The sequence below is a fragment of the Streptomyces corallincola genome (assembly GCF_019104725.1).
Lineage (GTDB): Bacteria > Actinomycetota > Actinomycetes > Streptomycetales > Streptomycetaceae > Streptomyces > Streptomyces corallincola.
Window position 1 is genome coordinate 213,216 of sequence record NZ_JAHRXF010000003.1, and the last position, 19,349, is coordinate 232,564.

Sequence of the window (19,349 nt, forward strand, 5' to 3'; positions counted from 1 at the left end):
GGTTATCGGGTTCCCCACATGTAGGTCTGCTTCTTGAGCTTGAGATAGACGAAGCTCTCGGTGGAGCGCACGCCGGGCAGGGCCCGGATGCGTTTGTTGATGACGTCCAGCAGGTGGTCGTCGTCCTCGCAGACGATCTCGGCGAGGAGGTCGAACGAGCCCGCGGTCATCACCACGTACTCGACATCCGGCATGGCGGTCAGCGCGTCCGCGACCGTCTCCACGTCGCCCTCGACGTGCAGACCGACCATCGCCTGCCGCCGGAAACCCACGGTGAGCGGGTCGGTGACGGCGACGATCTGCATCACGCCCTGGTCGAGCAGCTTCTGTACGCGCTGGCGCACGGCCGCCTCCGACAGGCCGACGGCCTTGCCGATCGCGGCGTACGGGCGGCGGCCGTCCTGCTGGAGCTGCTCGACGATGGCGAGGGAGACGGCGTCCAGGTGAGAGGTGCCGTTCCGGGGTTCGCGGGGCTCCCGTGCGGTGTCCTTGCGGGACGGGCGGGATTCCCGCCGGGACTCGCTGGCGGAGTCCTGCTGGTCTGCGCTTCGACTGGCCACCACCTCACTCTGCACGACGTCTCGACCGTTTCGCAAGGCCGCTTCGATGAAATCCGTTGTTTACGAGACCGGTGCGTGCGGATTTCGCAGCGAGGGGCCCGGCGGGGGTGTTGAAAACGTGGGGGCGCCGATTAGGGTGGGTGTCTCAGTGTTCGGACAGCCGCCAGCAGGCCGTCCCACGCCCGGCGCGGCCCCACCCGGCCGACGCCGCACCCCGTACCCGGCGGGCCACGCCGGAGAGCACCACATCCGCGAACAGATTCAGGAGGCCGGCAGTGAGCACCGAGCTGCGTCGTCTGCGCAACTACATCGACGGTGAGTTCCGGGACGCCGCCGACGGGCGGACCACCGAGGTGGTCAACCCCGCCACCGGCGAGGCGTACGCGACCGCGCCGCTGTCCGGGCAGGCCGACGTGGACGCCGCGATGGCCGCCGCGGCCCGCGCGTTCCCCGGCTGGCGGGACCGGACGCCCGCCGAGCGGCAGAAGGCGCTGCTGAAGATCGCCGACGCCTTCGAGGAGCGCGCCGAGGAGCTGATCGCCGCCGAGGTGGAGAACACGGGCAAGCCGATCGGGCTGACCCGCACCGAGGAGATCCCGCCGATGGTGGACCAGATCCGCTTCTTCGCGGGCGCGGCCCGGATGCTGGAGGGGCGCTCGGCGGGCGAGTACATGGAGGGCCTGACCTCCATCGTGCGCCGTGAGCCGGTCGGTGTCTGCGCGCAGGTCGCGCCGTGGAACTACCCGATGATGATGGCCGTCTGGAAGTTCGCCCCGGCGCTCGCCGCGGGCAACACCGTCGTCCTGAAGCCCTCGGACACCACCCCGGCCTCCACCGTCCTCATCGCCGAGATCATCGGCTCGGTCGTCCCCGAGGGCGTTTTCAACGTCGTCTGCGGCGACCGCGACACCGGCCGCATGATGGTCGAGCACGAGACCCCGGCGATGGCCTCCATCACCGGCTCGGTGCGGGCCGGTATGCAGGTCGCGGAGTCCGCGTCGAAGGACCTCAAGCGGGTCCACCTGGAGCTGGGCGGCAAGGCGCCGGTCGTGGTCTTCGAGGACACCGACATCGCCAAGGCCGTCGAGGACATCTCCGTGGCCGGTTTCTTCAACGCCGGGCAGGACTGCACGGCCGCCACCCGCGTCCTCGTCCAGGAGTCCATCCACGACGAGTTCGTCGAGGCGCTCGCCAAGGCCGCCGCCGAGACGAAGACCGGGCACCCGGACGACGAGGACGTGCTCTACGGCCCCCTCAACAACCCCCACCAGCTCAAGCAGGTCACCGGCTTCATCGAGCGGCTCCCCGCGCACGCCAAGGTCGAGGCCGGTGGCCACCGCGTCGGTGAGACGGGTTACTTCTACGCCCCCACCGTCGTCTCCGGCCTCCGGCAGGACGACGAGATCATCCAGAACGAGGTCTTCGGCCCCGTGATCACCGTCCAGTCCTTCACCGACGAGGACGAGGCCCTCCGCTGGGCCAACGGCGTCGAGTACGCCCTCGCATCCTCGGTCTGGACCAAGGACCACGCCCGCGCCATGCGCATGTCCAAGAACCTCGACTTCGGCTGCGTTTGGATCAACACCCACATCCCCCTCGTCGCGGAGATGCCCCACGGCGGCTTCAAGAAGTCCGGCTACGGCAAGGACCTCTCGGGCTACGGCTTCGAGGACTACACCCGGATCAAGCACGTGATGACGTCACTGGACGCCTGAGACACCCCCTCGGCGGGGCGCTCGGGTCCCGACCCCGAGCCGGAAGCGCCGGGCCGCACGCGGAGTTCCCTCGCGTGCGGCCCGGCGCTTCCGCGTGGTGCGGCGGTCATTTCAGGCCGCTCGTCATCACACCCCGGATGTAGTGCTTCTGGAGCAGCAGGAAGAGCAGGAGGACCGGGAGGGTGCTCAGGACCAGGGCGGACATGATGACGGGGGTGGTGCGGGTCGGGTCCAGGTGGTCCTGGAGGAGCTGGATGCCGACCGGGAGGGTCATGACGGACGGGTTGGCGGTGGAGATCAGCAGGGCCCAGATGTACTCGTTCCAGGCGTCCACGAAGGTCAGCAGGCCCAGGGTGAGGAGGACGGGCCTGGTCTGGGGGAGGACGACGCGCCACCAGAGGGCGAACTCACCGGCGCCGTCGATGCGGGCCGCCTCCAGGACCTCGTCCGGGATGGAGAGCATGAACTGCCGGGTGAGGAAGACACCGAAGCCGTTGACGAGGAAGGGCACGGCGAGGGCGGCGATGCCGGTGGTCAGGCCCGCGCCGCCGCGTCCGAGGGCGTCGTTGCCGCCCGCCAGTGGCCAGTGCACCAGGATCAGGAAGTGCGGGACGAAGAACAGGAACGGCGGGAACATCATGGTCGCCAGGACCAGCCGGAAGACGAAATCCCGTCCGGGAAAGCGGAGTTTGGCCAGCGCGTAGCCCGCCAGCGACGAGGTCAGCAGCACCGAGCAGGTGATCGCCGCCGTGACGACCACGCTGTTGCGGAACAGCAGCGGCAGGTTCAACTGGCTGATCGCGGCACGGTAGTTGGACAGGTCGAAGGCCGAGGGAAGGAAGCGGTACGGCAGCGTGCCCGCCTCACCGGGCCCCTTGAACGACGTCATCACCATGTCCAGGAACGGCACCATCGTCAGCACCGCGCCGACCGCCACCACCAGGTAGGACACCCACGGCACACCCCGGCCCCTCACGCCTCCTCCCCCTTCCGCCGGAACACCCACAACTGCGCCAGCGTCACCAGGAGTACGACCACGAACAGCACGAACGCCGCCGCGCTCGCCGTACCCCAGTCGCCGTAGGAGAACGCCCGCCGGTACATCTCCAGCGCGGCCACGTTGGTCGCGTCGCCCGGACCGCCCTTGGTCATCACGGTGATCAGCGCGAACGACTGGAGCCCGGTGAGGAACTGGGTGACGCACACGAACAGCAGCGACGGCCGCAGCAGGGGCAGCGTGATGCGCCAGAAGACGGTCGCCTGCCCGGCGCCGTCCAGCGAGGCGGCCTCGTAGTACGACTCCGGGATCGACTTCAGGCCCGCCGTCAGCACCAGGATCGCCGAACCCAGCGACGCCCACGCCTGGACCACGACCACCGACGGCAGCGCCGTGTCCGGGTCGGCCAGGAACGCCACCGAACCCGCCCCGGCCGCGTTCAGCACGCCGTTGACCAGGCCGCCCGGCTCGTACATGTACTTCCACACATTGCCGACGGCCACCACCGTCGTCACGATCGGCAGGAAGTACAGCGTCCGCCACAGCCCCTGGAACCGCAGCCGCTCGATGCAGGACGCCACCAGCACCGACCCGCCGAGCGCCAGCGCCACCGTGCCCAGCGCGAACAGCAGCGTGTTGGTCAGCACCGGCACCAGGAACGTCGAACCGGCCGCGAACAGCGCCGCGAAATTGTCCAGCCCGACCGGCTCGATGCCGCTCAGCGCGAACCCCGACCAGTGCGACAGCGACAACAGCACCGCGAACCCCAGCGGCAGCACCAGGAACACCGCGAAGAACAGCAGCACCGGGGAGAGGAACAGGTACGCGACGACCGTCCGGCGGCGCCGGGTCCGCGGCGGCCCGTCCGCAGCCCCGCTCACCGGCCGCGCGCGCCGCTCCCGGCCCGCCCGCTCCGGCCCCGCCCGCTCCGGCCCTGCCCGCTCCGGTACGAGGGTGCTCACCACGACCGCGCCACCTCCTGGTCCACCTGGCGGCGCACGGTGCGCAGCGCCTCGTCCACCGAACGACGGCCCGTCCACAGCTCCTCGATGCCCTTGCGGAGCAGCGACTTGGCCCGCTGCGCACCCGGCACGTTCGGCTCCGGCACCGCGTAGGCCAGCGCCTCCAGGAACGGACGCAGATTCGGGTCCGCGTCCGCGCCGAGCAGCACCCGCATGTCGTCGGCCCGGCCGGTGAGCGAACCGAGGGACGCCTGGAGGACGCTCATCCGGGTCGCCGCACCAACCGCTTTGTGAGAAGCGCCGGTTGACGCACCCGTACCGCTTCCCACGCCCACCTTCTCCGCGTTCAGCCAGCGCAGGAACTCCCACGCCTCCCGCTGGTGCGGCCCGGCCGCGTTCACGCCCAGCAGGAACCCGGTGCACAGCGTCCCCGGCCGCCCGCCCGCCTCCGGCACCGGCACCGGGGCCACCCCGACGTCCCGGTAGGCCGCGCCCATCCGGGACGTGAGGCTCCCCGTCCACCAGCCCGCACCGATCACCATCGCCACCCGGCCCGCCGGGAACGCCTGGTACATGTTGATGCCGGGCACGCTCGCGCCCCGGTCCACCAGCCGCCGTTCCAGCGCGAACACCGCCCGCCCGGCCGCCGAGTCGATCGCCGTGCCCCGCCCGTCCGCCGCGACGAACGCGCCCCCGGCCGAGGCGAGCAGCGCGAGGGTCTGCCCGACGGTGGTCGAGTCGTCGTACGTGGACAGCCCGAACCCCTGCACCAGCGTGTTGCCGTACCCGTCCCGCCGGGTGGTGCGGTACGCCGCCTCCTCCAACTCCAGCCAGGTGCGCGGCGGTTGATCGATACCGGCCTCGCGCAGCAGGCGCCGGTTGTAGTAGAGGGCGTACGTCTGCAACTCGGTCGGGTAGCCGTGGACCACGCCGCCCGCCGACGCGGCACCGACCGCCGCCGTGCCGTAGCCGCGCCGGATCTCCGCCGCGTGCTCCGGGGGAGCGGGGGCCAGCACGCCGGAGCGGACGAGCTGGCCGGTCCACAGGCAGTACGGGTGTACCAGGTCGGCGCCCTGCCCGGCCGCCTGCCGGACCATGAGCGTGGTCAGCAGATCGTCGAACTCCACTGCCGTGGTGCGGACCTTGACCCGGTCGTGGGTCGCGTTCCACTCGTCCACCGGGCCGCGCAGCGCCTCCTTCGACTCGCCGCCGCCGTAGTGCGAGAGGAGGGTGAGGACGACGGGATCACCGGGGCGGCCGGTGCCCCGGCCGGGAGCCGCGCAGCCCGCGCCGAGCAGCGAGGCGGGCAGGGCGGCGGCCAGGGCGCGGGAGAAACGGCGACGGCTCGGCCCCGTGCCGCCCGCACCGCCCGTCGCCGTACCCGCGCCGCGTCCGTCCGGCGTCACCGGCCCGCCTCCCGCCGCAGCACCGTGAACACCCGCGTCGTACGGAACCCGGCCGCCCGGTACAGCCGGCCCGCCGGGGAGTGCTCGCCGGTCCACAGGAACCACGCCGAGTGCGCCCCGCGCGCCCGCATCCGCTCCAGCACCAGATGCAGCAGCACCTTCCCGAGCCCCGCCCCGCGCGCCTCCTCCACCACCCCGAACGGCCCGAACCGCTCCACCGCCGACTCGTACGCCCCGTGCATCGCCCACCCCAGCAGCCGCCCGCCCGGATCGCGCACGACCACGATCCGGTCCAGCGGGGCGCCCGCCACCAGGCACTCCCGCACCGCCCGCGCCCAGTCCCGGTTGAACCGGTCACCGGCGAGCGCGACCAGCTCCACGAGGTCGTCGTCGGCGGGAGTGCTGAACTCGTAGCCCTCGGAGGTCAGTCGGGCCAGGCGTTCCGTCACCTCGGGCGGCATCCGGTGGCCCACCAGCGTGCGGTCCATCGCCGCCGCCTCGTACAGCGGCACGAAGCCCAGCGAGGCGAGGAGCCCGGCGGCCTCCGGGTACGCCTTCGTATCGAGGCCGGGGAGTACGTAGTTGGGGGTGTACGACGCGAAGTCCACGCGGGTGCGGCCCTGTTGGGCAAGCCAGTCGAGGGACTCGGTCAGCAGCCGTCGGCCCAGGCCGCGTCCGCGCGCGGCGGGATCGACGAAGAAGAAGGGAATCCAGCCCTGTTCGGGCTCCGGATCGGTGCCGTACAGCGGGGTCAGGCGGCGCACCGCGTGGGCCGCGCCCACGATCCTGCCGTCCTCGACCGCGACCCGCAGTCCCGCCGGGTCGAAGTTCGCGTCCAGCAGGACCAGTGAGCGGAAGCGGTCGGCGGCGAGCGGGTCGGCGGGCGCGGCCCGCCGCCAGGCCGCCAGCAGCGGCGGCCCGTCACCGGCGCGGAACCCGCGCGTCCCGGTGCGCGGCCCCGTGTCGCGCCGTGCGTCGGGCCGCGTGCTGGGCAGGGTCATCGGCGGGCTCGTCCTTCCGTTCGCGGTGGCTGGAAATGTACGGGCCCGTCCCGGAAGTACGGGGATGCGAAACGCCGAAGCGGTCTACGATCTGGCATGCCCTTCGACGATGCGCCCGCCGAGTCCCTGGCCGCGCGCCTGCACCGCCTGATCGGTGCCGAGGAGGCCGAGAAGTCGCTGCGGAGCTACTTCGGGATCGGGGGCGAGGCGTACACGGGCAGCTGGTTCGAGTCCCTCGCGGGCGGCGGCGACCGTGCGGACACCGCGAACGTGGTGACCGCCGAGGACCTGATCGCGGTGCAGACGCTGTCGGTCACCGTGCCGGTGCGGGTCGCGGTCGATCTCCTGGAGGGGGACCTGGGGCGGCTGATGTCCGAGCAGCTCGCGCGCATCCCGGTCGGGGTGGACATGGCCGACGCGGCGGCAGCCGAGCTGGCCGAGGGCTCGGCCGCGCACACGGCCTGGACACTGCTGCGCTCGCGTCCCGAGGTCGGCTGGGTCATCGCCGGAAAGCTGATGGCCCGCAAGCGCCCGCGCCTGCTGCCCGTCTACGACAACGTCGTGAAGTGCGCGCTGGGCCGCCCGCGGGACTTCTGGCTCGGTCTGCACGCGGCCCTGCGGGCGGAAGACGGCGCGCTGCACCGGGAGTTGACGGCGCTGGGGAGGCGGGCCGGTGTCCCCGGCGACGTCAGCGCGCTCCGGGTGTGCGACGTGGTCGTCTGGACGGGCCACCACGAGCGGCACCGCGCGAAGAACTGCGCCGGAGGCTGACCCGCGCCCCCGCGCCCGCGCCCCCGCGCCCCCGCGCCCGCGCCCCCCTGCCCCCGCGCCCCACGCCCCCCCCCGCTCAGGACTCCAGCGCCCCCCGCAGCACGTCCACCCGGTTCGTGGTGATCGAGTCCACCCCCACCGCCAGCATCCGCCGCAGCGAGCGCCGGGTGTCCGGGGTCCAGACCGAGAGCAGGTGTCCGTCGCGGTGGACACGGGCGGCGATGTCGCGGTTGACCAGGGAGAAGCGGTAGTTGAGCCAGCGGGGGCCGATCGCGGCGAGCAGGGCCGCGCGGGGCGGGGCGAGGCTGGTCCAGGTGAGCGCGATCTCGGCGCCGGGATCGACGGCCCGCACCGCGAGCATCGCCTCGGCCCCGGCGCAGTAGAAGACACGGTCCGCCGCGTCCGCCTGCCGTACCGCGTCCACCACCGGGGCGACCGTGCGACGGTCCACGCCGCCGCACAGGTCCAGCATCACGCGGTGCCCGTCGGTCGCGGCCAGTGCCTCGGCGAGGGTGGGGACACCGCCGCCGGTGAGGCCGCGCACCTCGTCGGCGGACAGGGCGTGCAGCGGGCGGTCCACGTTCCACAGCCGCAGCAGCGTCGGGTCGTGCAGCAGCACGGGGACCCGGTCGCGGGTCAGCCGTACGTCGGTCTCCACCGCGTCCGCGCCCAGGGCGAGCGCGGAACGCAGGGAGTCGAGGGTGTTCTCACGGACACGGTAGGGGTCGCCGCGGTGGGCCACGACGGTCACGGTCTGCATGGCCCCCATTGTGGTCATGCCCGGCGCTCCGCGGGCCGCACCGGCCGCATCGGCCGCTCCGCGCGGACCGGTGGGCCGGGGCGGCCCGGCTCAGCGGGCGAGCCAGGCCGTCGTGTACGTGTCGATCTCGGAGGCGATGCGCGCCTTGCCCGCCGGGTCGAGGAAGGACGCCTCGACGGCGTTCTTCGCCAGGTCCGCGAGGCCCCGCTCGTCCAAGTCGAGCAGGCGGGCGGCGACCGCGTACTCGTTGTTCAGGTCGGTGCCGAACATGGGCGGGTCGTCGGAGTTGATGGTGACCAGCACGCCCGCCTTCACGAACTCCCGCACCGGGTGCTCGTCCAGGGTGCGCACGGCACGGGTGGCGATGTTGGAGGTCGGGCACACCTCCAGGGCGATGCGGTGCTCGGCCAGGTGCGCGAGGAGCTTCGGGTCCTGGGCGGCGCTGGTGCCGTGGCCGATGCGCTCGGCGTGCAGGTCGGTCAGCGCGTCCCAGATGGTCTGCGGGCCGGTCGTCTCACCAGCGTGCGGCACCGAGTGCAGCCCGGCGGCGACGGCACGGTCGAAGTACGGCTTGAACTGCGGGCGGGGCACGCCGATCTCGGGGCCTCCGAGCCCGAACGACACCAGGCCCTCGGGACGTACCCGGTCCTCGGTGGCGAGCCGCGCGGTCTCCTCGGCCGCTTCGAGCCCGGCCTCGCCGGGGATGTCGAAGCTCCACCGCAGTACGGTCCCGAACTCGGCCTCGGCTGCCTTGCGGGCGTCCTCGATGGCGGCCATGAACGCCAGTTCGTCGATGCCGCGCCGGGTGGAGGAGAACGGGGTGATGGTCAGCTCGGCGTACCGGACCTGCTGGCGTGCCAGGTCGCGGGCCACCTCGTAGGTGAGGAGCCGGACGTCCTCCGGGGTGCGGATGAGGTCCACCACGGACAGGTACACCTCGATGAAGTGCGCGAAGTCCGTGAACGTGAAGTAGTCGGCCAGCGCCTCGGGGTCGGTCGGCACCTTGGAGTCGGCGTGCCGGGCGGCCAGTTCGGAGACGATGCGCGGGGAGGCCGAGCCGACGTGGTGGACGTGCAGTTCGGCCTTGGGGAGTCCGGCGACGAAGGCGTGCAGATCGCGGTCGGGCGTTCCGGCTGCGGATACGGAGCTGCGGTCGGTCAAGGGGTCCTCCCCGGAGAACGGCGCCCGTGGACACGGGGTCCGGCAAGCGGGCGCGGGTGATCGGCTGATCGGCGGTGCGGGGGTCATCGTAGGCCGTTCGGGGGACGGGGTGGCGGGACGGTTCCCCCCGCGCCCCGCTGCCCGCGCCGCCGCGCGGGCCGACCGGTGAGGCCGCCGGTGCGGGGCCCCGCAGCGCGCCGACCCGTGCGGGGGCCGGTCAACGGCACGTTCTACGATGGCGGGACGATCGACTGAGGGGGATGGGGAAACGTGACGGACCAGCCACGGCAGGACGGCGGCGGGGCGGGCTTCGACCCGTGGGCACCGCCCGCCGACGAGCCGGACCACAAGCTGTCGCTGGACAAGGGCGGGCCCGCGACCGGTTCCGTGCCGCCCGGCCACGCCCCGGCGGCACCGCCCGCCGGTGCGCCGGGCCAGTGGCCCCCGCCCGCGAGCCCGTTCCCGGCCCCGGACCGGTCCGGGCCCCAGGACACGCCGCCGTACCCGCAGGGCACGGTGCCTCCCTCGGTGCACGACCAGGCCACGATGGCCGCCGTGCCCGGCGGTGACTTCGGTGCGCCGGGTGCCGTCCCGCCCGTACCGGCGACGCCCGCCGCGTCGTACCCGCCGCCCGGTGCGCCGGGTGCCTACCCGCCGCCCGGCGCCTCCGCGCCGTACGCGGGCCAGACGCCCACGGGCTACCCGCAGGGACCCGGTGGCTACGGCTACCCCGGCCAGCCGCAGGGCTACGGCGGCGGCTGGCCCGGTATGCCGATGGCCCCGCAGAACCAGCTGGGCACCGCGGCGATGGTGCTGGGCATCCTGTCCATCTGCCTGTTCTGCGTCTACGGCGTCCTCTCGCTGATCCTCGGCATCATCGCGGTGGTGCTCGGTGTGCAGGGCAAGAAGCGGGCCGACCGGGGCGAGGCGACGAACCGCGGGCAGGCCCAGGCGGGTCTGATCACCGGCGTCATCGGCATTGTGATCGGCGTTGCCGTGATCACCTCGCTGATCGTGGCGTTCGTCTACGCGGCCCGGCACGACGACGACGGAGGGGTCGGCGACGATCCCTACTACAACTCCGCGCCCCGGATCTCCGCGCCCTATCAGCCCCAGGGCTGACCGGCGGCCCCGGTCCCCTGCCGCCGCGGTGGCGTGGGGACCGGGCGGCTGCGGGCCTCAGGCCGCCGCCCGCAGCCGCTCCCGCGCCTCCATCAGCGCGAACCCCAGCAGGTTCAGCCCCCGCCAGCGTGCCGGGTCCTGCGCCCGCTCGTCGTCGGCCGCCAGGCCGATGCCCCATATCCGGTCCACCGGACTCGCCTCGACCAGCACCCGCTCGCCCGTGTTCAGCAGGAACGCGCGCAGCGCCGGGTCGGCGGCGAACTTGTGCGTGCTGCCCTCGGTCACCAGACGGAAGCGCTCGCGCCGCCAGACCTCCTCGTCGAAGCCCCGCACCAGCCGTCCGTGCTTCTTCGCCTCGGCCGGGGTGCGCGCCGCCAGCGCCCGGGCCTCGGCCTCCGGGTCACCGAACAGCCGCGCCTTCCCGGCCATCATCCAGTGCTCGGCCGTCGCGTAGCGCACGCCGTCCACCGTGAACGGCGACGGCCACCACTGGCTGAGACAGCTCGCGCCGATCCGGCCGTCCGGCAGCGGCCGGTGTCCCCAGAAGTGCAGATACCTCACCCGCCCGCCCTTCCCGATCCTGCTGGTCAGGGCGTCGAGCGCGGCCCTCTCCCCGTCGGTCTCCCCGTTGGTCCACTCCATGCACGCGAGTGTGGCACCCACCACGGACAATCCGCCCGCCCTTTCCGCCCCGACTCGACACCTGGCCGACAGATTCCGTCGCTTAACCAAAAGGCAACAACGGAATCACTTGTTGGAGTCCATCCGTTCTGTCAGGATCGGCAGTCACATCGAGCTGGAGCTACGCCACCCGTCCCCACTGGGGCCCTCGGCGGAGGAGAGCGACATGCACACACCGGGCACCGCCACCCCGGAACGGTTTCCCGCGCGGGACCACTTCGCGGACGGCGCGCAGTACATCGCCGGACGGCTCGCGCACGGCACGTCGGGCCACGCGCACACCGTGGTCGATCCGGCCACCGGCGCGGAGGTCCTGACGTACGGCCTCGCGGGCGCCGACGACGTGGACGCGGCCGTCGCCGCCGCCCGCGCCGCGTTCCCCGGCTGGGCCGGGGCCACCCCCGGCGAGCGCTCCGACGCCCTGCACCGGTTCGCCGGGGTGCTCGCGGAACGCGCCGAGGAGTTCGCCCGCGCCGAGTCGCTCCAGTGCGGCAAGCCGCTCAAGCTCAGCCGCGAGTTCGACGTACCGGGCACCGTGGACAACACCGCGTTCTTCGCGGGCGCCGCCCGCCACCTGCAAGGACAGTCCGCCGGGGAGTACACCGGCGACCACACCTCCTACGTACGGCGCGAGCCCATCGGGGTCGTCGGGTCGATCGCGCCCTGGAACTACCCGCTCCAGATGGCCGCCTGGAAGATCCTCCCGGCGATCGCGGCCGGGAACACCATCGTGCTGAAGCCGTCCGAGCTGACCCCGCTGACCTCGCTGATGTTCGCGCGGGCGGCCACGGACGCGGGCATCCCGGACGGTGTCGTCAACATCGTCACCGGGACCGGACGGGAGGCGGGGGAGCGGCTGGTCGGGCACCCGGACGTGGCCATGACCTCGTTCACCGGCTCCACCGCCGTCGGCAGGCGGGTCGCGGCACTCGCCACCGCCACCGTCAAACGCCTCCACCTGGAACTCGGCGGCAAGGCGCCCTTCGTCGTGTTCGACGACGCCGACCTCGACGCCGCCGTGCAGGGCGCCGTCGCCGCCTCGCTCATCAACACCGGCCAGGACTGCACCGCCGCCACCCGCGCCTATGTGCAGCGCCCGCTGTACGACGCGTTCGTGGCGCGCACGGCCGCGCTGATGGAGACCGTACGGCTCGGCGACCCGTTCGCACCCGGCACCGACCTCGGACCGCTCGTCTCGCACGCCCACCGCGACCGCGTCGCCGCCTTCGTGGACCGGGCCCGCGCGCACGCCCGCGTCGTCACCGGCGGCGAGGCACCCGGCGGGGAACTGGAGGACGGCGCCTACTACCGGCCCACCCTGATCGTGGACGCCGCCCAGGACAGCGAGACCGTCCAGACGGAGATCTTCGGCCCGGTCCTGGTCGTCCTGCCCTTCGACGGGGACGACGAGGGCATTGCCCTCGCCAACGACACCCCCTACGGCCTCGCCGCCTCCGCCTGGACGGGCGGCGTCTACCGGGCCAACCGCGCCACCCGCGAACTGCGCGCGGGCTGCGTGTGGATCAACGACCACATCCCGATCCTCAGTGAGATGCCCCACGGGGGACACCGAAACTCTGGCTTCGGCAAGGACATGTCGGTCTACTCATTCGAGGAGTACACCCAGGTCAAACACGTCATGTTCGACAACACCGCGGTGGCCGCGAAGGACTGGCACCGCACCGTCTTCGGGGACCGCTGACCACCGGTCCGCCCGCACATTCCAGCACCGTCGAGGACACGGGGACCGCGTCAGACCACAGGCCGGTGACCAGGCCGACCCTCACCCGAAAGGCCACCACGCGCATGGAGCAGTACGAGCCCGAACGCCTGACCCCGCCCCAGGCGGCAGCCCTCAGGCGCAGTCTGCGCAACGGGCGCGCGGCCCTGACCCGCCGCTCCCTGCTGCGGGCGGGCGCGGGCGGCGCGCTCGCGGTCGGCGGCCTCGGCACCCTGAGCGCCTGCGGCATCCCCCCGGCCGGGCTGGCGCGGGGCAGCGTGTCCTCGCAGGACCACTCGGCCACGGAGAAGGTCGTCAACTTCTCCAACTGGACCGAGTACATCGACGTGGACGACTCCGGCAAGCACCACCCGACGCTCGACACATTCCGGCGGCGCACCGGGATCAAGGTCAACTACACCGAGGACATCAACGACAACAACGAGTTCTTCGGCAAGATCAAGCCGCAGCTCGCCGCCGGTCAGGACACCGGCCGGGACATCATCGTCCTCACCGACTGGCTCGCCGGACGGCTGATCCGGCTCGGCTGGGTGCAGAAGCTCGACCCCTCCCTGCTGCCGCACGCCTACGCCAACCTCTCGCCCCAGTTCCGCAACCCCGACTGGGACCCCGGCCGCGCCTACTCCTACCCCTGGCAGGGCATCTCCACGGTCATCGCGTTCAACAGGAAGGCGCTGGACGGCGTCGAGGTGAAGACCGTCTCCGACCTGCTCGACAACCCCGCCCTCAAGGGCCGCGTCGGCATGCTCTCCGAGATGCGCGACACCATCGGCATGATCATGCTCGACATGGGCAAGGACCCGGCCCGGTTCGGGGACGACGACTTCGACGCCGTCCTGGCCCGGCTCCAGAAGGCCGTGGACAAGGGCCAGATCCGCCGCTTCACCGGCAACGACTACACCTCCGACCTGGCCAAGGGCGACCTCGCCGCCTGCCTCGCCTGGGCCGGTGACGTGGTGCAGCTCAAGTCCGACAGCCCCGACGTGGACTACGTCGTACCGCCCAGCGGCTACATGACCTCCACCGACAACATGCTCGTCCCCAACCGGGCCCGGCACCGCGCCAACGCCGAACGGCTCATGGACTTCTACTACGAGCCCCAGCAGGCCGCCGAACTGGCCGCCTACATCAACTACGTGACGCCCGTGGACGGGGTGAAGCCCTACCTCGCCAGGATCGACAAGGACGCGGCGGACAACCCGCTGATCGTGCCGGACAAGGCCATGCAGGCGAAGTCCCACGCCTTCCGCTCCCTGAGTTCGAAGGAAGAGACGGCGTACGAAGAGAAGTTCTCGAAGCTCACAGGGGCGTGACCATGAAGACGACGACCACGGCCACGGGCGGCGACGTCCGCCTCACCGGCATCGGCAAGACCTACGGCGCCTTCACTGCCGTACACCCGCTGGACCTGACCGTGCCGCAGGGCTCCTTCTTCGCGCTGCTCGGCGCGTCCGGCTGCGGCAAGACCACCACCCTGCGCATGATCGCGGGCCTGGAGGAACCGACCGGCGGCACCGTGCACCTCGGCGACCGGGACGTCACGCGTCTCCCGCCGTACAAGCGGCCGGTGAACACGGTCTTCCAGTCCTACGCGCTCTTCCCGCACCTCGACATCTTCGAGAACGTCGCCTTCGGACTGCGCCGGCGCGGCGTCAAAAGCGTCAAGAAGCAGGTCGGGGAGATGCTCGACCTCGTCCAGCTCGGGGAGCAGGCCCGCAAGAAGCCGCACCAGCTCTCCGGCGGCCAGCAGCAGCGCGTCGCCGTCGCCCGCGCCCTCATCAACCACCCCCAGGTACTCCTCCTGGACGAACCGCTCGGCGCCCTCGACCTCAAACTCCGCCGCCAGATGCAGCTGGAGCTGAAACGCATCCAGACCGAGGTCGGCATCACCTTCGTGCACGTCACGCACGACCAGGAGGAGGCCATGACGATGGCCGACACGGTCGCCGTGATGAACGCGGGCCGCGTCGAACAGCTCGGCGCCCCCACGGAGCTGTACGAGAACCCGCGCACCACGTTCGTCGCCAACTTCCTCGGCACCTCCAACATGGTCGAGGCGGAGATCGACACGGTCGCCGGGGACGACGTCGTCCTCCGGGCGGGCGGCGGCAAGCTGGTGCTGCCCGCCGGACGGTGTTCCGCCCCGGTGGTGCCGGGCGGCAAGGTGCTGGTCGGCATCCGCCCCGAGAAGATCGCCCTCGCGCACGCCGACGACGCCGGGACCGTCCCCGACGGCCGCAACCGCCTCACCGGCCGGATCGCGGACGCCAGCTTCATCGGCGTCTCCACCCAGTACGTCATCGACAGCCCCGTCTGCGACCAGCTCGCCGTCTACGTCCAGAACGTGGAGCGGGACGGACGGCTGGTGCCCGGCGCCGAGGTCGTCCTGCACTGGAGCCCGGCCCACACCTTCGGTCTCGACGCCGCGCAGGCCATCGACGCGGGCACGGACACCGGGGAAGAGGCCGCCTGATCATGCCCACGCTCACCGAGGCGCCCCCGCCCCTCGCCCCCGCCGCGCCCGAACCCGCGCCCGCGCGCAGGCGCGGCCGGTTCACCCCGTACTGGCTGCTGCTGCCCGGCCTGCTCTGGCTGGTGGTGTTCTTCGCGCTGCCGCTGGTCTACCAGGCGTCCACCTCCGTGCAGACCGGCTCACTCGAAGAGGGCTACAAGGTCACCTGGCACTTCGCCACCTACTGGGACGCCTTCAGCCAGTACTGGCCGCAGTTCCTGCGCTCGGTGCTCTACGCCGCCGCGGCCACCGTGCTCTGTCTGGTGCTCGGCTACCCGCTGGCCTACCTGATCGCGTTCCGCGCCGGACGCTGGCGCAACCTGATCATGGTGCTGGTCATCGCGCCGTTCTTCACCAGCTTCCTGATCCGCACCCTGGCCTGGAAGACGATCCTCGCCGACGACGGCCCGATCGTGCACGCGCTGAACTCCCTGCACATCCTGGCCCTGACCGACTTCCTCGGCTGGACGGCCGGTGACCGCGTCCTCGCCACCCCGACGGCCGTGGTCTGCGGACTGACGTACAACTTCCTGCCGTTCATGATCCTGCCGCTCTACACCTCGCTGGAGCGGATCGACGGACGGCTGCACGAGGCGGCCGGAGACCTCTACGCCCGGCCCGCCACCACCTTCCGCAAGGTGACGTTCCCGCTGTCCATGCCCGGCGTGGTCTCCGGCACCCTGCTCACCTTCATCCCGGCGGCCGGTGACTACGTCAACTCCGAACTGCTCGGCTCCACCGACACCCGCATGATCGGCAACGTCATCCAGTCGCAGTTCCTGACCGTCATGGACTACCCGACGGCCGCCGCGCTCTCCTTCATCCTCATGGCCGCGATCCTCGGCATGGTCACCGTCTACATCCGCCGCTCCGGGACGGAGGACCTGGTCTAAATGCCTGTCGTCAGCTGGCTCAAGCACCGTCTCGTGGTCATCGCGGGACTGCTCACCCTCGGCTATCTGCTGCTCCCCAACGTCATCGTCACGGTGTTCTCCTTCAACAGGCCGACGGGGCGCTTCAACTACCAGTGGCAGCACTTCTCCACCGCCGCCTGGCAGGACCCGTGCGGGGTCGCCGGGCTGTGCGGCTCGCTCTCCGTCAGCCTCCAGATCGCCGTCTGGGCCACCCTCGGCGCCACCGTGCTGGGCACGATGATCGCGTTCGCGCTGGTCCGCTACCGGTTCCGGGCGCGCGGCGCGGTCAACTCGCTGATCTTCCTGCCGATGGCGATGCCCGAGGTCGTCATGGGCGCCTCGCTGCTCACCCTGTTCCTCAACCTCGGCGCGCAGCTCGGCTTCTGGACCATCCTCATCGCGCACATCATGTTCTGCCTGAGCTTCGTCGTCACCGCCGTCAAGGCCCGCGTGATGTCGATGGACCCACGCCTGGAGGAGGCCGCCCGCGACCTGTACGCCGGGCCGGTGCAGACCTTCGTGCGGGTCACCCTGCCCATCGCCGCCCCCGGTATCGCGGCGGGCGCGCTGCTGTCCTTCGCGCTCTCCTTCGACGACTTCATCATCACCAACTTCAACGCGGGCTCCACCGTCACCTTCCCGATGTTCGTCTGGGGCTCGGCACAGCGCGGAACGCCCGTCCAGATCAATGTCATCGGCACCGCGATGTTCCTGGTCGCCGTGGTGTTCGTGCTGGTCTCGATGCTGATCACCGGCCGCCGCGGCCGTCGCCGGGCGTAGTCCGCACCCGTACCACCGCCCCCGGGCACTCCTCACATGTCCCCAAGTCCCGCAGTTCCGTAGGGAGTTGACATCATGGCCCCGAGCGCCATGAGCAGTGGCAGAGACGACTGGACCGCCGCGCTCTCCGAAGCCCGGCCGGTCCCGTACTGGCTGGACGACCCCGGCAGACCCGGCCCCGAGCCCGCGCTGACCGGCGCCGACACCTGTGACCTGCTGGTCGTCGGCGGCGGGTACAGCGGACTGTGGACCGCGCTCAACGCCAAGGAGCGGGACCCGGACCGGGACGTGGTGCTGCTGGAGGGCCGCGAGGTGGGCTGGGCCGCCTCCGGCCGCAACGGCGGCTTCTGCGCCGCCTCCCTCACCCACGGGCTGCCCAACGGGCTGACCCGCTGGCCCGACGAGATCCACACGCTGGAGAAGCTCGGGCGGCGCAACCTCGACGAGATCGAGGCCGCCCTCGCCCGGCACGGCATCGACTGCGACTTCGAGCGCACCGGCGAGATCGGCGTCGCCACCGAGACCTACCAGGCGTGGGAACTGCGCGACTGGCACCGCGAGCTGACCGAGAAGGGCCTCGCCGACGGCATCGACTTCCTGGACGCCGACGCGGTGCGCGCCGAGGTGGACTCGCCCACCTTCGAGGCGGGCCTGTGGGACCGCACCGGCGTCGCCATGCTCCACCCGGCCAAGCTCGCCTGGGGACTCAAGCGGGCCTGCCTCGATCTCGGTGTGCGCGTGTACGAGCACACTCCCGCCCTGGACCTGCGCCCCTACGGCGCCGGGATGGCGGTCCGCACCCCGTACGGCGGGGTCCGCGCCCGCCGGGTCGCGCTGGCCACCAACATCTTCCCCAGCCTGCTGCGCCGGGTGCGTTCGTACACCGTCCCGGTCTACGACTACGCCCTGATGACCGAGCCGCTCGGCGCGGAGCGGCTCGCCTCGCTCGGCTGGCGGAACCGGCAGGGCCTGGGCGATTCGGCCAACCAGTTCCACTACTTCCGGCTCTCCGCCGACAACCGCGTCCTGTGGGGCGGCTACGACGCCGTCCACCACTACGGCGGCCGGGTGCGGGCCGAGTACGACGACCGCCCGGAGACGTACGCCAAGCTCGCCGGGCACTTCTTCACCTGCTTCCCGCAGCTGGAGGGCGTCCGCTTCACCCACGCCTGGGGCGGCGCGATCGACACCTGCTCCCGCTTCTCCGCGTTCTTCGGCACCGCCCACCGGGGAAAGGTGGCGTACGCGGCCGGGTACACCGGGCTCGGTGTCGGCGCCACCCGCTTCGGCGCCGATGTGATGCTGGACCTGCTGGACGGCGAGGACACCGAGCGGACCCGGCTGGAGATGGTCCGCAGGAAGCCGCTGCCGTTCCCGCCCGAGCCCTTCGCCTGGACCGGCATCGCCCTCACCAAGTGGTCCCTGGCCCGCGCGGACGCCCGCGCCGGGCACCGCAACCTGTGGCTGCGCACGATGGACCGGCTGGGGCTGGGCTTCGACAGCTGACGCCTTCCCGCCGGGCCCACCGTCGCCGACGGCGTGATCCGGATCACTCGAAAGGGGAGCCCGGACCCGCGTAATGACCCCCGGCCGACCTCCCTCTCCTTGGTGACGCGCCCGCGTCCACGACGGAGAGGGAGGTCCCGGCATGAGTGGGGCGAAGACGGCGGTCGAGTGGCTCGCATCGGTCGCACCGGACCCGGACGCCTGCCGCTGGGAGTGGGAACGCAGTCCCCTCGGGGTCGCGCTGCTCCCGGCGGGCCGCGCCTGGGACGTGCTGATCCTGCCGGGCGGCCTCGGCTATCCCACGCTCGACGTGCTGACCCGGGTGCTCGACCGGCCCGGCCCGGTGCTGGTGGACTTCGGGGACAACCGGGTCGGCTTCTTCGTACCCCCCGGCACCGCCGCCCGCTGGCTCGGCACCGGCATCCGCACGGCGGGGCCCGGCACCTGGATCGTCGTGCCGTACCCCGGCCGCGCCACCCAGGGCGTGCGCTGGCTCATCCCGCCCGACGGCTCCGGCACCCTCACCGACCCGGCGCTGCTGGAACTGGCGATGCACGAGGCGGCGGCGGGGCCGACGGGGGAGGGCCACGGCTAGCGCCGGGCTCCGGCGGAGGGGCGATGCGGCGCCCGGCGGGTGACGCGGTGCCTGGCGGGCGACGTGGCGCTTGGCGGGGGGCGGCGCGCCGTCCGGCGGGCGGTTCCGGGTGTCCGGAACCTTGACAACCGAATTGGTCTGGACCAAATTGAGGACGCTCCGTCG

The 19,349-nt window shown here is 72.1% G+C and carries 17 protein-coding genes and 1 pseudogene; 10 read left to right on the forward strand and 8 right to left on the reverse strand.

Annotated features, from left to right (window positions below; translation table 11 throughout):
* Positions 1–2: 2 nt before the first annotated feature.
* Complete coding sequence (locus KUM39_RS03955) at positions 3–575, reverse strand: Lrp/AsnC family transcriptional regulator (RefSeq protein ID WP_217783933.1); 573 nt, start codon at positions 573–575, stop codon at positions 3–5.
* A gap of 260 nt (positions 576–835) precedes the next feature.
* On the opposite strand from KUM39_RS03955, the gene KUM39_RS03960 reads away from it, so the two are divergent.
* Complete coding sequence (locus KUM39_RS03960; protein ID WP_217783934.1) at positions 836–2,275, forward strand: gamma-aminobutyraldehyde dehydrogenase; 1,440 nt, start codon at positions 836–838, stop codon at positions 2,273–2,275.
* A gap of 106 nt (positions 2,276–2,381) precedes the next feature.
* Here the strand turns inward: KUM39_RS03960 and KUM39_RS03965 are convergent, their stop codons facing one another.
* The 4 genes from KUM39_RS03965 to KUM39_RS03980 are packed head-to-tail and all read right to left on the reverse strand — an operon-like array spanning position 2,382 to position 6,641.
* Positions 2,382–3,251: a carbohydrate ABC transporter permease gene (locus KUM39_RS03965; protein WP_308288031.1), complete on the reverse strand. Its 870-nt coding sequence runs from the start codon at positions 3,249–3,251 to the stop codon at positions 2,382–2,384.
* The gene (locus tag KUM39_RS03970) at positions 3,248–4,234 is read right to left on the reverse strand and encodes a carbohydrate ABC transporter permease (protein WP_217783935.1); all 987 of its coding nucleotides are present in this window, start codon (positions 4,232–4,234) and stop codon (positions 3,248–3,250) included. Before KUM39_RS03970 ends, KUM39_RS03965 begins: the two co-directional genes overlap by 4 nt.
* Positions 4,231–5,640, reverse strand: a complete 1,410-nt coding sequence (locus KUM39_RS03975) for an extracellular solute-binding protein (RefSeq protein WP_308288032.1) — start codon at positions 5,638–5,640, stop codon at positions 4,231–4,233. The genes KUM39_RS03970 and KUM39_RS03975 overlap by 4 nt, the downstream gene beginning before the upstream one ends.
* Positions 5,637–6,641, reverse strand: a complete 1,005-nt coding sequence (locus KUM39_RS03980; RefSeq protein ID WP_217783936.1) for a GNAT family N-acetyltransferase — start codon at positions 6,639–6,641, stop codon at positions 5,637–5,639. Before KUM39_RS03980 ends, KUM39_RS03975 begins: the two co-directional genes overlap by 4 nt.
* 96 nt (positions 6,642–6,737) lie before the next feature.
* Between KUM39_RS03980 and KUM39_RS03985 the strand changes: the two genes are divergently transcribed.
* Positions 6,738–7,412 carry a DUF6308 family protein gene (locus KUM39_RS03985; RefSeq protein ID WP_217783937.1) on the forward strand — a complete coding sequence of 225 codons (675 nt, stop codon included), beginning with the start codon at positions 6,738–6,740 and terminating at the stop codon, positions 7,410–7,412.
* 76 nt (positions 7,413–7,488) lie between these two features.
* Here KUM39_RS03985 and KUM39_RS03990 read toward each other — a convergent pair whose 3' ends face one another.
* Together KUM39_RS03990 and KUM39_RS03995 are read right to left on the reverse strand one after the other, a co-directional pair.
* A complete protein-coding gene (locus KUM39_RS03990) occupies positions 7,489–8,172 on the reverse strand; it encodes a glycerophosphodiester phosphodiesterase (RefSeq protein ID WP_217783938.1) in 684 nt (227 codons plus the stop codon).
* Between the two features lie 90 nt (positions 8,173–8,262).
* Positions 8,263–9,394, reverse strand: a pseudogene (locus KUM39_RS03995) (adenosine deaminase).
* A 209-nt stretch (positions 9,395–9,603) separates the two neighbouring features.
* Between KUM39_RS03995 and KUM39_RS04000 the strand changes: the two are divergent.
* A complete protein-coding gene (locus tag KUM39_RS04000; protein ID WP_308288033.1) occupies positions 9,604–10,455 on the forward strand; it encodes a DUF4190 domain-containing protein in 852 nt (283 codons plus the stop codon).
* A 57-nt stretch (positions 10,456–10,512) separates the two neighbouring features.
* Here KUM39_RS04000 and ybiA read toward each other — a convergent pair whose 3' ends face one another.
* Positions 10,513–11,127, reverse strand: a complete 615-nt coding sequence (ybiA, locus tag KUM39_RS04005; protein ID WP_372455705.1) for a riboflavin biosynthesis intermediates N-glycosidase — start codon at positions 11,125–11,127, stop codon at positions 10,513–10,515.
* Positions 11,128–11,302: 175 nt separating this feature from the next.
* On the opposite strand from ybiA, the gene KUM39_RS04010 reads away from it, so the two are divergent.
* The 7 genes from KUM39_RS04010 to KUM39_RS04040 all read left to right on the forward strand — a co-directional run bounded on the left by KUM39_RS04010 (position 11,303) and on the right by KUM39_RS04040 (position 19,184).
* The gene (locus KUM39_RS04010) at positions 11,303–12,838 is read left to right on the forward strand and encodes a gamma-aminobutyraldehyde dehydrogenase (RefSeq protein WP_217783941.1); all 1,536 of its coding nucleotides are present in this window, start codon (positions 11,303–11,305) and stop codon (positions 12,836–12,838) included.
* A 104-nt stretch (positions 12,839–12,942) separates the two neighbouring features.
* Positions 12,943–14,190, forward strand: coding sequence for a polyamine ABC transporter substrate-binding protein (locus KUM39_RS04015; RefSeq protein ID WP_217784019.1), 1,248 nt, complete (start codon positions 12,943–12,945; stop codon positions 14,188–14,190).
* A gap of 2 nt (positions 14,191–14,192) precedes the next feature.
* The gene (locus tag KUM39_RS04020) at positions 14,193–15,350 is read left to right on the forward strand and encodes an ABC transporter ATP-binding protein (protein ID WP_217783942.1); all 1,158 of its coding nucleotides are present in this window, start codon (positions 14,193–14,195) and stop codon (positions 15,348–15,350) included.
* 2 nt (positions 15,351–15,352) lie between these two features.
* Complete coding sequence (locus tag KUM39_RS04025; RefSeq protein ID WP_217783943.1) at positions 15,353–16,282, forward strand: ABC transporter permease; 930 nt, start codon at positions 15,353–15,355, stop codon at positions 16,280–16,282.
* The gene (locus KUM39_RS04030; protein ID WP_217783944.1) at positions 16,283–17,083 is read left to right on the forward strand and encodes an ABC transporter permease; all 801 of its coding nucleotides are present in this window, start codon (positions 16,283–16,285) and stop codon (positions 17,081–17,083) included.
* 75 nt (positions 17,084–17,158) lie between these two features.
* Complete coding sequence (locus KUM39_RS04035) at positions 17,159–18,589, forward strand: NAD(P)/FAD-dependent oxidoreductase (protein WP_217783945.1); 1,431 nt, start codon at positions 17,159–17,161, stop codon at positions 18,587–18,589.
* Positions 18,590–18,731: 142 nt separating this feature from the next.
* Positions 18,732–19,184, forward strand: coding sequence for a hypothetical protein (locus tag KUM39_RS04040; RefSeq protein ID WP_217783946.1), 453 nt, complete (start codon positions 18,732–18,734; stop codon positions 19,182–19,184).
* Positions 19,185–19,349: the final 165 nt, after the last annotated feature.

Excerpts from the sequence above, each read along its gene's own strand:
- KUM39_RS04040 (WP_217783946.1), top strand. The coding sequence starts at position 18,732 with ATGAGTGGGGCGAAGACGGCGGTCGAGTGGCTCGCATCGGTCGCACCG.
- KUM39_RS04010 (WP_217783941.1), top strand. The coding sequence starts at position 11,303 with ATGCACACACCGGGCACCGCCACCCCGGAACGGTTTCCCGCGCGGGAC.
- KUM39_RS03985 (WP_217783937.1), top strand. The coding sequence starts at position 6,738 with ATGCCCTTCGACGATGCGCCCGCCGAGTCCCTGGCCGCGCGCCTGCAC.
- KUM39_RS03990 (WP_217783938.1), bottom strand. The coding sequence starts at position 8,172 with ATGCAGACCGTGACCGTCGTGGCCCACCGCGGCGACCCCTACCGTGTC.
- KUM39_RS04035 (WP_217783945.1), top strand. The coding sequence starts at position 17,159 with ATGGCCCCGAGCGCCATGAGCAGTGGCAGAGACGACTGGACCGCCGCG.
- KUM39_RS04030 (WP_217783944.1), top strand. The coding sequence starts at position 16,283 with ATGCCTGTCGTCAGCTGGCTCAAGCACCGTCTCGTGGTCATCGCGGGA.
- KUM39_RS04015 (WP_217784019.1), top strand. The coding sequence starts at position 12,943 with ATGGAGCAGTACGAGCCCGAACGCCTGACCCCGCCCCAGGCGGCAGCC.
- KUM39_RS04020 (WP_217783942.1), top strand. The coding sequence starts at position 14,193 with ATGAAGACGACGACCACGGCCACGGGCGGCGACGTCCGCCTCACCGGC.
- KUM39_RS03980 (WP_217783936.1), bottom strand. The coding sequence starts at position 6,641 with ATGACCCTGCCCAGCACGCGGCCCGACGCACGGCGCGACACGGGGCCG.
- KUM39_RS04025 (WP_217783943.1), top strand. The coding sequence starts at position 15,353 with ATGCCCACGCTCACCGAGGCGCCCCCGCCCCTCGCCCCCGCCGCGCCC.